13 protein-coding genes are annotated in these 14,993 nt (G+C 32.0%); all 13 read right to left on the reverse strand.

Going from position 1 to position 14,993, the window contains the following annotated elements; translation table 11 throughout:
• Positions 1–1,395 carry a sugar transferase gene (locus K8Z87_RS09775; protein WP_227477360.1) on the reverse strand — a complete coding sequence of 465 codons (1,395 nt, stop codon included), beginning with the start codon at positions 1,393–1,395 and terminating at the stop codon, positions 1–3.
• A gap of 176 nt (positions 1,396–1,571) precedes the next feature.
• Positions 1,572–2,582 carry a glycosyltransferase family 4 protein gene (locus tag K8Z87_RS09780; RefSeq protein ID WP_227477361.1) on the reverse strand — a complete coding sequence of 337 codons (1,011 nt, stop codon included), beginning with the start codon at positions 2,580–2,582 and terminating at the stop codon, positions 1,572–1,574.
• Positions 2,542–3,915 carry an O-antigen ligase family protein gene (locus K8Z87_RS09785; RefSeq protein ID WP_227477362.1) on the reverse strand — a complete coding sequence of 458 codons (1,374 nt, stop codon included), beginning with the start codon at positions 3,913–3,915 and terminating at the stop codon, positions 2,542–2,544. The genes K8Z87_RS09780 and K8Z87_RS09785 overlap by 41 nt, the downstream gene beginning before the upstream one ends.
• Complete coding sequence (locus tag K8Z87_RS09790) at positions 3,905–5,047, reverse strand: glycosyltransferase (protein WP_227477363.1); 1,143 nt, start codon at positions 5,045–5,047, stop codon at positions 3,905–3,907. The genes K8Z87_RS09785 and K8Z87_RS09790 overlap by 11 nt, the downstream gene beginning before the upstream one ends.
• Positions 5,044–6,117, reverse strand: a complete 1,074-nt coding sequence (locus tag K8Z87_RS09795; RefSeq protein WP_227477364.1) for a glycosyltransferase family 4 protein — start codon at positions 6,115–6,117, stop codon at positions 5,044–5,046. The genes K8Z87_RS09790 and K8Z87_RS09795 overlap by 4 nt, the downstream gene beginning before the upstream one ends.
• 33 nt (positions 6,118–6,150) lie before the next feature.
• Positions 6,151–7,476, reverse strand: coding sequence for a glycosyltransferase family 2 protein (locus K8Z87_RS09800; protein WP_227477366.1), 1,326 nt, complete (start codon positions 7,474–7,476; stop codon positions 6,151–6,153).
• Positions 7,477–7,485: 9 nt separating this feature from the next.
• Positions 7,486–8,319 carry an FkbM family methyltransferase gene (locus K8Z87_RS09805; protein ID WP_227477367.1) on the reverse strand — a complete coding sequence of 278 codons (834 nt, stop codon included), beginning with the start codon at positions 8,317–8,319 and terminating at the stop codon, positions 7,486–7,488.
• Complete coding sequence (locus tag K8Z87_RS09810; protein WP_227477368.1) at positions 8,309–9,328, reverse strand: exostosin domain-containing protein; 1,020 nt, start codon at positions 9,326–9,328, stop codon at positions 8,309–8,311. Before K8Z87_RS09810 ends, K8Z87_RS09805 begins: the two co-directional genes overlap by 11 nt.
• Positions 9,329–9,340: 12 nt before the next feature.
• A complete protein-coding gene (locus K8Z87_RS09815; protein WP_227477369.1) occupies positions 9,341–10,510 on the reverse strand; it encodes a glycosyltransferase family 4 protein in 1,170 nt (389 codons plus the stop codon).
• A 12-nt stretch (positions 10,511–10,522) separates the two neighbouring features.
• Positions 10,523–11,314 carry a glycosyltransferase family 2 protein gene (locus tag K8Z87_RS09820; RefSeq protein WP_227477371.1) on the reverse strand — a complete coding sequence of 264 codons (792 nt, stop codon included), beginning with the start codon at positions 11,312–11,314 and terminating at the stop codon, positions 10,523–10,525.
• Positions 11,315–11,335: 21 nt separating this feature from the next.
• On the reverse strand, positions 11,336–12,511 hold the full coding sequence (locus K8Z87_RS09825; protein WP_227477372.1) for a glycosyltransferase family 4 protein: 1,176 nt from the start codon (positions 12,509–12,511) through the stop codon (positions 11,336–11,338).
• Positions 12,512–12,513: 2 nt separating this feature from the next.
• A complete protein-coding gene (locus K8Z87_RS09830; RefSeq protein WP_227477374.1) occupies positions 12,514–13,926 on the reverse strand; it encodes an asparagine synthase-related protein in 1,413 nt (470 codons plus the stop codon).
• Positions 13,910–14,992 (reverse strand): glycosyltransferase, encoded by a 1,083-nt coding sequence (locus tag K8Z87_RS09835; protein WP_227477375.1) that lies wholly within the window; start codon positions 14,990–14,992, stop codon positions 13,910–13,912. Before K8Z87_RS09835 ends, K8Z87_RS09830 begins: the two co-directional genes overlap by 17 nt.
• Position 14,993 lies beyond the last annotated feature (1 nt).

The following is a 14,993-nucleotide window of genomic DNA, read 5'->3' on the forward strand; positions in this document are numbered from 1 at the left end:
TTATTGACCTCTATAGTACAATACTGTACTTAACGTTTTTAGAATAATATTAGCATCTAAAAAAAAACTTCGGTGCTTTATATAGTATAGATCGTATTGTAATTTAGTTAAGCTGTCTTCTACAGAAGCCCCATATCTTGTATTTACTTGTGCCCAACCTGTAAGCCCTGGTTTTATGATATGTCGCGTTTCGTAAAATGGAATTGAACGTGACAACTCAGCTACAAAAAATGGACGCTCAGGTCTTGGTCCAATTATACTCATATGTCCCATTAACACATTAAAGAATTGTGGAATTTCATCAATACGAGAACGTCTTAAAAACTTACCAAATTTAGTAACTCTTGAATCGTTTTTTTGAGCCCATTGTGCTCTATTACTTTCTGCATCTACTACCATTGTCCTAAACTTGTATATGGTAAACAAGGTACTATTTTGCCCAATACGTTCTTGTATATAAAATAAAGGTCCTTTATTAGAAATTAGGTTGCCAATAAAAATTAGAGGCAGAATAGCTAACCCAAATACAATTCCGATTAGAGAAACAATAATATCGAACATACGGTGAAAAAAACGATAAAGTTGGTTTTCATTATTTCTACTAAATGGGAAATACTTGTAAAAATCTTTTCCTACAAATTGAATCGGGACCTTATTAGTAACCTCTTCATAAACCTGTGTATATTCTCTTATTTTAAAACCACGTTCTAACAACAACATCAATTCATGATACAAGTCTGCTGTAATATGCTCTACATTAGTCGTTGCTACTAAAATTTCAGAAATATGTTCTTCTAAAATAATTGTAGCTAAATGTTGTGGCTGATATTCTTTGAGACCTTTATAAGTGATAGAATCTTCAGATGTTAATTCGCTATTAATAAAACCTACAAATTTATAATTAGGATCCGCTGAAGATAATGTATTTACAACCTTTTCTATATTAGATAGTTCACCTACAACGAGTACATTTTTATAAAAACGAGGGGATTCAATTAATGTGTTATATACAACTCGCCAAATAAAAACAAAACCAACCAGTGCTATAAAAAAATATACGATCTGCAAACGTGCTTCTGGTAAAAAAGGGGTTACAAAAGGGGTCAATAAATAGAATAATAATACCGTTGACATGCAGAGCACAATATTTCTAAAACTAATATCTAAGCGACTGGATTGCTGTAAATCATATAGTTCAAAAATAGTCCCAAATATAGAAATGTATATTGCAAGTACTGCTAAAGGTGTGGCGTTAGCCATACTAATTGTAAGATAATCAAATTCAAAATATCGGCATAGAATAAAAATGCCTAAAAAAGTCATCAAAATATCTATAATACGTAATAGGATTTTACGTTCAGATATTTCAAAATGAATTCCGTTTTTTTTTGTCATTACTTCAGATTAATAGCAGGGTAAATATAAGTCTCTTTTAAGACATAGAAAAACATAGAGGTCAGTAGTTGGTTACCTATTCTATATAATAGAACAATCTATATTTACATCTGGTTGAGCGCAGTCGAAACTTCATTTTATGTTGAATAGTTCTCGACTGCGCTCGAACAGCCATATTAACGCAATACGTTATTCCATTGTTGTTTCACAACAGACCAGGCAAAGGTTTCTGCTTTTCTACGTCCATTTGTAATTAAAGTATCTCGCACTGTTTTTTCTTTATAAATCTTAACTATAGCTTCTACCATCGCATCAACATTGCTCTTTTCAACTAATAGCCCTTCTTTTTCATTCTCAATTAAAAATGGCATACCACCAACATTAGTAGATACAATCGGTAATCCAAGTGCCATTGCTTCAATAAGACTTACTGGGGCATTATCGAAATTTGTGGTATTGATAAATATGTTACTGTTCTTAGATTTTTCGACCCATTCTGTCTTTGAAAGCTTTCCTGTAAACTCAACATCTACATTCAACGCTTTAGCCAGTGCTTTTACTTCTTTTAAACTACCATCACTATCAGGACCTATCATACAAAGTTCAGCAGCATATCCCATATCCATCAATTTCCGCTGCACCTTCACCGCCATTTGGGGGTTGTAAATTTTAGAAAACGAACGTACCCAAAGTAAACGTATGGAATTAAAATTTTTTGAGATTACAGGATAATTTTTTAACTCTATGGTGTTTGAGATGTATTTCATATCCAAATAGCCTTGTGCTTCAAACTCCTTTTTTAAATATACCGATGGGCTTATATTTTGAGCGGCATTATTAAAAATAAAACCGCTAAATCTAGGATTATTTTTTAAGCGTTGTGGCAGATTGCCTCCATTTAAAGAGGTGAAATAGGGCAAACGCAGTAGACGACACAGCTGGCTACAAAACAAGGCATAATAAAAATTTTGTGTACTATAAGTATCGATAATCACTATATCGGCCCAGCGCTTAAACCTTATACATGCCAATAACATATCTAGCAACCTCAACACTTTGTTTACGTATTTTGATGCGTAGCGCAACTGATACCCCTCAGATTCTAACAAACGCCCTAAGCTTTGTATGGAAGAGGTGTTATTTTTTTTAGTGCTTAAGTTGTTTCCTATGTATAGGAGGTTTTTCATAGGTGACGTTTAATAAACAAAGTGCATATATAAATGATGGAGCTGCTATTCTTAAACCAGAATGATTAATGGTTGCAAACCAAAAACAAAAAAAGGATAAGAAATAAATGTTTTTTTTATTTTTTAGATAAATAGATAACGGTTTAATTATTAATATCATAAGTATAATTATCCCTAAAAACCCATGTTCGGATAATAAACGACCGATTTCATTATGGGAAGGCAAATGTCCCACGCCGGCTTCAACTCTCCTATCTTTAACACGACTAGCACCTATACCAAGGAATGGGCTACTTAAAAAACCCTCAATTTCTTCTTTGAATAAATCAACTCTGCCTGTTGTTATATCTTTCTTTTCTACACCCCTTGCGTTTTGATTAGCATACCGTTTATCTATTAAACCATTTGTTTCGTTAGAACTTACAGTCCATGTTCCCATTATAATTAATATCATAGATATAAAAGACACCGTCATTTTGATTCTTTTGCGAGATCTAGATCGCATATATAATACGCCTAAAAAAACAGTTACTATTATTATTGATGCAACTACACCTCCTCTACTAAAAGTAACTATAGCCCTATATGACATAGCACCTAAAACAATTAAGTTAATGATTTTTAAAAATAACGTTGGCGAATTTAAAAAAAACCTAACTACAATAATAAATATTCCTAAACCTAGAATAGTAGCGACTTGATTTGGGCCAAAGCCACCTGAGGCGGCAAGATTTGATGCTGTACCAGACAAAGTTGCTTTTATGCTTGGGTTATATAAAAACAAGTAAGTCGTTGTTGAGATTATTGGCAAAACCATATAGGCTAATACCCTATTCAAATCTTTAAATGTCACTTTTCTATCATAGCAAAATAACGCTGCTATGCCTAAACAAACTGGACCGCTTAATACAAAAGCAATATTAGTTCGAAATCTTGCATCAAAAGTTAAGGTCACAGAGGCCACAAGAATTGAAGGTACTAATAAAATTAAGTATATAAAAAAAGGATACCCTTTTCCTGATAGGCCTTTATAGAACATGCCCATTAAAACAAATAAAATCACTAAATATTTTGAAGCTTCATAAGCTATTCCTCCTTTGGTCATACGAAATAATATTTCTGCCCCGGCAAAATAAGCACACCCCAACAATACATTAATAGTTACCTTAGAAGGTGGGGATAATACAATCTTGATCAAGAAATATCCCATTATGATTAAGAAGAATACTTTTGAAAAAGGTTTAAACATAAAAAACAAAATACCCATTCCTATATGCAATAACACAAGTTGGAGGAAAGGATCTGCTTCTCTTATACGTCTTTTAATTGACACTTTTAAGGTTTAGTATTATGTTCATAATCCGGTTATTATAATGTTCATAGCTAAAGGGTTCAACAAATGTAGTTCTTTCTTTCAATAACAATTGATAGTCTACACTTGCTAGCTCAAGTATTTCATTGAGTTGTCTTGTTACACCTTCACTAGTAACAGGAGTCACTATAAATCCATTGAATTTGTGTTTCACATATTGAGAAATCGCAGATACATCTGATACTATTGGAATACATCCAAAATTATAAGCTTCTGCAATCACTTTTGGAAAGCCTTCAGAAGCTGTTGTTGGCATTAGAAAAAAGTGCGATTTTTTATAGATCTCAAAGACTTTATGACGCGATAAAAAACCATGAAATTGAATATCAACTTTTGTTTCCTTTGCCATATTGATAAACGCTTCCTTTTCAGCTCCATCACCAACTAGATGAATGGTTCCTATTCGTTTTTGTACTTCAGAAGATAATCCAATAACTCCTTTAATTATTCGCTCTACTCCTTTTGGACGTTCCAAGCGACCAACATAACAAAAATTGAATTTATCCTTAATTGTCTTAGTTACTATAATACTTGTTCCAGATTTTATATCTGCTTGAGTTAAACAAGGGTTTTCAAAAGTAATACAGTGGTCTGCTTGGTTTGGCCAATTGCCATTTATAGTAACTTTACGTTTTTGCCTATTAAGCATTGTTCTTTGAAGTCGATAACCCAAAGGTGGATTCTCTTGATTCCAATTTCCAGCATATTTATACCAGCCCTTATTTTTTACAAATAGAGTTAAATAAGGTATTAAAAAAACACCTATTCCTGTTGGTGTTCGAAGCTGAAAATAATCTACTTTTCGCAGTGTCTTGTTCACCACAGAAATAACTTTTGGTGCATTCCATACTGTACTTAACTTGGCACCAAATGTTTGCCCACCTAAAGCAGGCAACTCAATAAATTTAATCTTAGAAGACCTATAAGGCAGGGCGCTTGGTGGTGCTTCGCCTTTATGTAACATGGCTACATGGTAAATTTCGTCAAAAACAGAGGTTAAGTGATTAATTTCTCCAACAGTTGGTCCCCAACCTACAATATACCCTTCATGGGTTTTATAATGTTCTGTATGTGAAATTATACAAAGCTTCATGATTCAATAACTTTTATATACTTCACTATAATTTGCTCCCAAGTATGCTTTAAAGCCCATTGCTTGGACATTTCGCTAAACGTCTGTGTATTCTGTCTAATTTCTTTAACTGCAGAAATAAATGCTTCAGAAACTGAATGGTTAACTAAGATTCCGGATTTATAATTATCGATGGCATCTTCAATTCCGCAACCTAATGCACCAATTGTTGGTAACCCAAAATAGTTTGCTTCAATTAAAGCAATTCCGAAGCCTTCTACATCTCCTGTTTTAGTTTCGCTACTTAACATTACAAAAATATCAGACGCCTTATAAAACTGTTCAAGTTCGCCATGTGTTGCTCTACCATGAAACGTAATACTATCCTCAACAGCTAATACAGTGGCAATGGCTAAGAAGTCTTCCTTTTGAGTTGGAAAACCAACACAATGGTAATGCGCATCAGGAAACTGTTTTTTTAATTCGGATAAGTGCTTAATAACATTAAGCTGTCCTTTTCGATCCGTAACATTCCCTACGGTTAGAAGACTCGGATTCCCTTCTAATCTCAGCACTTTATCAAAATTTAAACTCCATTTAGAATTATCAAAACCATTTGGGATAACTGTTATGTTTTTAAGATTAAGATGAGACACTAGCTGCTTCGTATAATGAGATACAGCTATGATTTTATGATATCTTTTTAGTGAGAAATTTATCGATTTATTCAAGACGCTGTCTGTAAAATTAACTTCACTTCCATGAATTATTGCTAGAAATCGCTTTCTAAAAAAAAACGTTGCTATCGCTCCTAACCACAAAGGAAATTTACCAGAAACAATCACTAAATCATTTTTCCTTATAAGATTAAAAAAAAATAAAATACGCTTAAAGTACATTAAAACTCGAAGCTTCTTAAGCTGAACTCTAAATACCTTAAAATTTAAATCGGTGTCAAAGTTTCGTTCTTCTTCAGAAATGTCTCGCTGATCTGCAATAACAGTTACTTCAAAATTATTATTCTGAAGTTGTTTCGCTAAATTATAAGCATGATTACCTATACCTCCTGGTAATGGTGGGAATTCAGACACTAACAAAAGAATGTTTTTAACTTGCTTTATCAATTAATTTAGTCTTTCAATTAATTCACCTTCTCTTAGCTTTATATTTGACATTCGCCAAGATTTTAAAACTTGTACTATAACTATAGGCAATATAAGGATTGATACTAATGCTCCAATTATAAGCATCGCCTTATTTTTTTTAAACTGGTAAGGCATTATAGACAATGGCACTGTTCTCATTAATGCATACTTCGCGGCTTTGTTACCAAAATATTTTCTAAAGAAATAAAGCACACTAGGAATTGGTCTCGGTGCGAACCATTTTTTAGTTCGAAATGCATCCCAACTTCCCATTTCACGTAAACCACCAACGTCTGCCTTTACATCTATACATGAAGCTTCTGGATTAGAAATACTTTTAAACCCATTTAAATAAGCTCTTAAACCAAATTCGCCATCTCCCATTCGTTGTTTTTCAAATTGCCTATCAAATAAACCAATCTCTTTGAATACACTTTTGTAAAGCATTGCATTTCCAGTTGCAAATTGTGAAGCCATCATAAAAAACGAACGTGCTTTTGGTAGATTTTGCCCTTCAGGATAGAATACACCCGCAGAAATATCTGCTTTAAAAAAGTCGATACACTTAAGGTGTTTTGAAATCCAATCACTTTCAATTCTTACATCATCCTCAGATAGCGCTATAAATTTGCCAGATGCATTTCTAATTGCGGTATTTCTAGCTAGCCAAAGTGCTTTTTCCGCCTGCTTAATAACGTTTATGTTTAGTTTAAATTCGTCGTAAAAACCGCTATTAAAAGGTTCGGATTGATCTACTACAATAATTTCAAAATTCGTATAATCTTGCTTTTCAAAGTCCTTTAAAACATCTTTTAAGTAGTGATAACGATTAAGTGTTGGAATAACCACACTTACTTTAGGGCTTTCTGCAATTAACTGCGATTGAAATTGTTCCCAACCATCATGCACAATAGTATCTTCTATATAACGAAAGCGATTAGTAGATCTTGTTATAAACCAATTACGAAATTCTTTAAAAGGTTTTTTAAAACTGAAAATTCTAATTAACAACACATAAAAGACCCAAACCGAACTAAAATTTTTTCTTATAAAAACATATTCATCGTGCAAAGGAATTGGAGAAATAGTTTGAATTGTATTCGCATCAGAAATATAACCTTTATGTATAGCTTGCCATGCTAGATCATAGCTCTTTGCTATTTCACTTTTGTATGTTGCATCTCCTTGAAGATGTTCTAAAACAGATTTCGGAATAGATTCTATTATAGGAAAAACATAGCCTTTACTATTTCTTGATAAGGAAAAATAACTCGTTGGCTGTAAATATTTTAAAAATGTAAACACGTGGCTATTTTAAAGTGTTTTAGGTAATGCCGCTTTCTGTTCTATACCTATTAGGTAGTCTGGATATGGCTTATCTTCTGGTAACAATAACAAGTGACATTTACCACGATCTTTAATTGTTGAAGCCGTTTTTAATTCCGTTCCAGTTTTTAAATACCATGCTCTATATTTCGCCTTATCACACCAATCTAACATAAGTTGACCTGCTTTTTCCATACCAAGACCTTCTACATTATGCATTTCTATAAAAAAAGCACATTCGGTTTTATTAGCTACTGTGTAAGCACCTTCCATTACCAATGTTTCTGCTCCTTCTACATCAATTTTTATAATATCTGGTTTTAAATCATAGAGCTTATATAAATAATCTAGCGTTACTGTACTAACCTCAGTAAAGCTATTTGTAGCAGCAGCAGATTTAGCGTGCGAAGCATACATACTACCTGCCGCACCAGATCCAATAGTGTAAAATTTCATATTACTGTTGTCATTATCGCTAACAAATCCAGAAAAATATTGAGCCTTAAGCCCTAAGTTATTTATAGTAAGGTTAAAATGTGCTTCGTTTAACGCCTGAGGGTTGGGATCTACCAATATGTAGTCTCTTTGAGGGTTTTGAATCATAGCCAATAAAGCTGTATAACCAACATTACAACCAATATCAAAAATAACATCGTTGTGTTTAGCTAAGTAAAAAAACCAAGTATCGTCTTGATCTACCGCTTCTCTAATAGTTCCTGGTGTTGCTTTAATTGAAACGCCACAAATATTGGATACCACAAGTTTTCGCTCCTTGTTTTCGAGCTTATACTTTATTCCTGAAAGAAACTTTTTAATCTTCATTAAAAAATGTATTAAAAAAAGGATACAATTGTAATTGTTCTTCCCATAATTTTCTATTTGCTAAAAATAGATTATTTAAGGATGTATTATCATGCTTTTTATGAAACTTATAAACTTTTTCTGCAACTAAATGTCGCTCATTATACGCGACCCAAACCACATGTTCTTTCCAATTAATTTTGCTTTCTAAAGGTAATAAACAATCTGTATTAACAAATACAGGAATACGCCCCATTGCTAATGTTTCATAAAATCGTGTCGAAAAATTTCCAGCACCTCTCATGCAAATAACATAATCTGAATCTTTAATATTGTTATAAAACTCTATAGAGGTAGAAAGCCTATCTTTTTCTGATGCAACTCCTGCTCTATATGCTTTCCTTAAAATAAAATTACTGATAACTTTATCCGACTTTTGAAGATTGTTTAAAATTTTCCACCTAAAATAAGTTGTTGAAATCAGCTGTTCTGTATCACGTTTAGTATACCCAATGCTAGAAAGCATATTTTTTACTGCTGTTTTTAAAACTTCTTTAATACTATTCTTACCTAATTTAATTGCTTGTCCACAAAATCCAACTGTTGCTTTATTAGATGTCGCTTTTGGAATGGCATCCTGATTAGGGAAATATTTTAATATAGGGTCTTCTATGAAAACTGGAAGGCCTTTATGGTTTGAACTCTGTTTGGATTTCCCCCCATTAGAGCGAAACACATAACCACTAAACGTCTTTGGTACTTTAACTCCAAAATCTCCAAAAACAAATGACACAATTGGGCGGTTATTAGGAAGGTTCTTATAATAATTTAGAACCTCTTGAATATTATTGTGTGTATGATAATAATTCCAAGACATTGGCAATATAACACAATCGGCTTCATCTATATTTTCTGTGATAGATAAATTTTTCGCCCAATTATTCTCTTCCTTCATTAATGACTTTAATAAAGGAAAAATGTGCCATCTTGCAGAATTATCGTAAAGCGATTTTGGGTAATAAAATATCATCTCTTATGTTAATTAACGATTATTCTCATAAAATTCATAAAATTTTTGCTGTTGCTTATTCACATTAAATTCATGTTTTACGCGATCTTTTGCTCTTTGAATGATGCCGTCTTTTTCGGTTTGAGGTAAACTAATTACACTTCTAATTTTTTCTACTAGTAGCTCTGGTTTTCGTAAAGGTACAACCCAACCTGTTTCATTGTGCAACACATTTTCCGATAATCCTTCAGCATCACTAACAACACAAAGTAAACCCATTGCTTGGGCTTCTAAAACAGCATTACAAAAACCTTCTTGCACGCTATATTGCAAATAGATATCTGCTTCGCTCAATGCTTCTTTAATCTTATCGTGCCCTAACTGACCTTTAAACGTCACGCTCGAACTTAAGTTTAATTGATGCGCTAAAAACTTAAAATATTCTTCTTGAGGGCCATTTCCAATTATCGTGTAATGAAATGTAACTCCCTGTTTTTTTAATAAAGCTAATGCTTCTAGCGTATAATCCAACCCCTTTTTCCAGTGTAATCTGGCGACCGTTATAAATTGAATTGAATCATTTTCTTTATTTTGAGTTGTCGTAAAAAAATCGACATCTATTGCTGGTGTAATTTTTACTACTGGAGCTTGATCTTTAAAGTTATTACTATAGAGAAGTGTCTTTATATCATTAGAAATGACATGAATTTTATCTACTTTATTCCAAAGTTTAGCATAACAATTTGGATGTTTTAATGGGTAAATACCAATGTCGAAACCTCTAAAACTCACAGCCAATTTAGCATCAATAGCTTTTGCTAGGTTTTCTCTTCCTATAGATAAGGTTCCAAACCCAAAATGTAACCAATCTAACTTCTCTTTAAAAAATGCTGCGTTTAAGTATACTTTCTTCATTATTTGAAAAACAGACACACCCTCTTTTCGTTCTAGTTTATAATATTTAATAACACAATTAACATGCGGAATTAAACTTAAATAAGCTATTATAAGCTTAAAAAGTAGTGCCCCTTTTCGAATAGAAACAGATGGTAGCTTTCGCACTTCACATAACGAAAAATCTGGATTGCTTTTTTGACAAAACAAAAGCACAGAATGTCCTTTTTCTTTTAAGCCTAAAATTTTAGACTTAAGAAAAGTTTCTGAATAACCCGGCGACGCCGAAAGTATAAGCCCTATTCTCATTGTAAATTTGTATTACAAATTACCCTTAGTTGCATTATCTAAAAGTCTTCTGTTTTTGTAAGTGTACAACTTTCGTTTATTTGGATTATATAAAACCCACTCAAAATGTTGTCTTAAAGCTCGAGAAAAACGTTTTATTTTCTTTCTAATTTTAGATTTATTAATATAGAGACCTTGTCCTAGAGTTGATTCAACATCGATTGCATGAAAATAATTAATTTTAGTTATTCCAATTTTTGCAGTACTTTTCATTATTCTAATAGCAAACTCTGTTTCTCCATAACCTACACTAGTATTTTCTAAATAATATCCATAGGTTTCATAAAAAGTTTTAGTGGTTAAAAATGGATGATCACTATATTGAAATGTATTTATATTAAAATTTGAGAATGAAAACTTTGGAATTCTGAAAATATTATCCGAACACTTTATTAATTTACTAAACACATAATTTGCTCTATATCTTACCATATCTAAGATCCCCTTTTCTAATAATACTAAACCTTCTAAAAATACTTCATTAAATTTTGAGTCAATTAAAAAATCTTCTTGTACATATAATATGTTGGCCCCAATGCAAGCTTTTAATCCTTTATTTATATTTGCTGCTAACCCTTGATTTACTTTTGTGGTAACTAATGTATCTATTTGAAAGTCTTTAAGTTTTTCTATATTTTCAATATTACTTCCATCATCACTAACTACAATTTCATAATTAATATTAAAATTAAAATCACGTAAAGTATTAATACATTTTTTTAATGCCTCTGGTCTATTATAGTGTGTTATTAATATGCTTAACATAAAATTATAACTTCTTTTTTACTAATTATTTAATACTGTTTTGTATAGATTCAACATACCAGAAACCATTTTTTCATGTGAATGATTCTGTTCAATTTTTAACCGTGCCTTTTTTATAATAGTGTTATAATCGCTTTCCGAGAGGTTTTTTACTTCCATAATACAATTTGCCATTGCATTTATATCTCTAGGTGGTACTAAAAATCCATTTTCTTCATTTGTAATAACTTCATTCATTCCTCCACAATTGCTACTAACTACCAAAATTCCTAAAGCCATAGCTTCTAATACAACATTAGCAATACCTTCTTCTATACTAGATAATAACAAAACATCCGCATCTTTAAGTTCTTCTTTTACTTTAGAAAAAGATACCGATTCTTTTAAGGTAACCTCTTTTTTTAATTGTAATTGTGACCGTTGATGTATTAGCTTTTCATCTTCTTCTACTCCAATAATTGTATAATGAAATGCAGTTTTCTTTTCTTTCAATATTGCCATTGCATCTAAAGCAAAACTATAGCCTTTAGAAAAATGTGACCTCCCTACAGAAATAATTTTCAACGGTTTATATATCTGTTTTTTAGATTGAAATTGAAAACTCTCAAGCAGTAAACCACTTTTCACAACGTTGATTTTATCAGGATCTGCGTTATATTTTTCAGCTTCTTTTGAAATAGATTCAGAAACTGCATGAAACGCAGTAACTTTCGGAAACAATTCTAAATACAAATCTTTATAAAACGGATTTGCTTTAGGGCTAATGGTAATATGTGTACCTCTTAGACTAACCACTAGTTTCATTCCAAATTCTTGAACCCACATCCAGTCCTTGATACTTTTTGCCCACTGTAAATGAAAAATGTCAGGTTTGTAATATAAAACAGGGTAATATTTTAAGCGCAACACACGTTTAGGTTCAATAGTATTTGATTTAATAATTTCATCTAGCCTAATTTTGTCTTTAGGTTTAAATAACGATAACAATAAAGTGTACTTACAGAGCCTTATAAGTTTATTTAACTTACTGCCATAACAATGATATTTAATTGATTTTGACTGAAAACATTTGCCATTAGCAACACCAAAAACTAACACATTTACATTTTTTTTTACTAAGCCCTTAATTAAACGCTCAATAAACGTAGTGCTTTTACTAACCCCTGAATATACAGCTACTGTTATTCCTTTCTTCAAAATCAGTTATTAGTGGTTTTTAATTCTTGTGTTGAAAATAAAGATAATGTGAGTAACATACTCACTGAATGCGAATAAAAAACTTGGTCTTTATTCTTAAATAAATCGTAATATTTTTGTGTCACTTCTGCAGAAATCATAGTCGTAAACATTGGATTATTAAAGAGCCTATTCTCTAGTTGTTTTTCATTTTCGCTACCTAAAAATTGTAGTTCCCAATTGCGTTGTATATATTTTTCATTAGAAGTTATATGCCTCAATTTGTTATAAATACGGTATGGTAAATTCCATGGTGAACGATTGTATGTATATGAGTATAAATTAAAAGGGCGTTGTGCTTGCCAAGTTAATTTTGCTAATGTAGGTCTGCGTTTTTTGATATATGCAATCTGAATTTGTCTGCCTGCTAAATACTTTTCTGGTACAGTACAAATAAATTCGCACATTCTGTTATCGTAATAAGGTAAAGTTATTGGTTTTTTGCTCTGAAATATTGATAAATTAATACTCGTCCAGCGTGGTGCCCAATACAAACTTTTAAATGCTCGTATTTGTGCATTTGCACTCTGAGGTATATTAATGGCTGCTAATAAACCTGAAACTCTTTTTCTAAGGTAATCTTTAAATGAGCCTTTAAGTTCCCAATCTTGCCATAAAGACTCTGCTAACTCTAAGCCTCCTTTCTTTACAATTTTATTTGCCAAAAACGATACTTGGCTCTCAAAAGATAAATCATCTTCAACATTCATATCATCAAACAATACGTCTCCCCAATGACCAAGACTAAAAACATCTCCTAATGCTTCATACTGATTTATAAAAGCCATTTGACGTGAGTGCGTAAACTCTGAGTAGCAACTTGTAATGTTTGCTAGTTCATCTACGGAATTCCATAAATAACCTTTAGGCACAGTCATCGCTTGAAAGGGGAAGTCGCAAATTTTGGCTATTTGTTTTCCGTAATACGTTTCATCGTGGCCATTTTGAAACTTATAACTATATGAATTTACAGGAATATTAAGATACTTTAAAGCTACAGCTTGAGTTCTGCTGTCTAAGCCACCAGATAGTGGTAAAATAACCTTGTTATCCGAAATTTGTTCTTTAATGATCGTTTCAAATAGTTCAGCAAACTCATCTACGATTTGTTTAAACGGTCTATCAACTGGTGAATAATGCCACTTAAAATAAGCCTCCTCAGATAAAATTTTTTGAGTAGTCGTATTAATCTCATACTTACACCCTGGCTTTAACACCTTCTGTTCCTTATAATAGGTGTCTTGATCCAAGAAAAAACCTGTAGCCATAAAAATACAAATTGCGCGTTTATCAAGTGTCTGTTTATAACCTACAAATGTTGGCTCAATTGGAATTATTCCTGTTTTAAATTTTGATATGTTATCTATTTCTTGCAAGGTTTGAATATAAGGTTTCGTGAGCGCTGATAAAAGAATTTAAAGAAAAATGTACTTCACTGTAATTACGAAGTTCTTTTCCTATTGTGGTTCTCTCTTCTGAAGACTTGTGGTACATCATTAGAATTTTTTCACTCAGCATATCATCATTTTCAACTTCAAATAATAAGTTTTCAAAATCTTTTAAAATATAATGTATCCCTGGAATGTTAGAACCTAAAACTGGCACTTGCATCGCCATCGCTTCTATCAAAGCCATTGGCATACCTTCCTTTTTACTCGGTATTATATATAAATCTGCTTGTGCTAAAAAAGAACGCACATCATTTTCTTTTCCTAAGAAAGAAATTTGATTCTCTAAACCTAAGCCCTTCACTAGGTTTTTTAAATAATTAGCATACTCATTTTTATCATCGCCAATCACTTTTAAAAAGATATCAGATTTCTGAGTGTTTTTAATCGCTCTAACCAGGGTTTCGATACCCTTTACGGCAACAAGATTAGCAACAGTTATAATCTTAAACACTGAACAGTCATCGTCTTTTAAAAATAAATCTGAATTGTAATATGCTGTATCTAAACCAAACGGAATAAGTTGTTGCTGCTTTTTATAAGGAAAGAACATCTTCATTTCGGTATTTACTGTAATAATAAAATGACTTAAAAAACTTCGCAGTTTCCAATGCATATTTCCCCAACTCATTGCTTTTTTTGTAAACACAAACTTAGCGTTTGCAAACCTCGATGCCAATACTTCACTCCAATCGCTACTCCAATGCCAAGAATGCACAATATCTATAGACTGCTCTTTTAAAAACAACTTAAAAGGTTTTACACGAGATATTAAACTAAAATAAGGTCGTAAAGGCACTGTAGCATCTATAATATGCATTGGTAAACCTAAATCTTCAACTTCCTTAAAGAAAGCACCTTTGTTGTGAGTACAAGCAATAATGACTTCAAACTTAGTTTTATCTAAACCTTTAGCTAGATCGTAAAGTACTTTTCCGCTTCCAGCAGTATCAAAATTTGGGATTGTATATAAAACTCTAGTTTTTTTAGTCATT

Origin of the sequence: Winogradskyella immobilis (assembly GCF_021887715.1) — a bacterium.
In the GTDB taxonomy this organism is placed as follows: Bacteria; Bacteroidota; Bacteroidia; order Flavobacteriales; family Flavobacteriaceae; genus Winogradskyella; species Winogradskyella immobilis.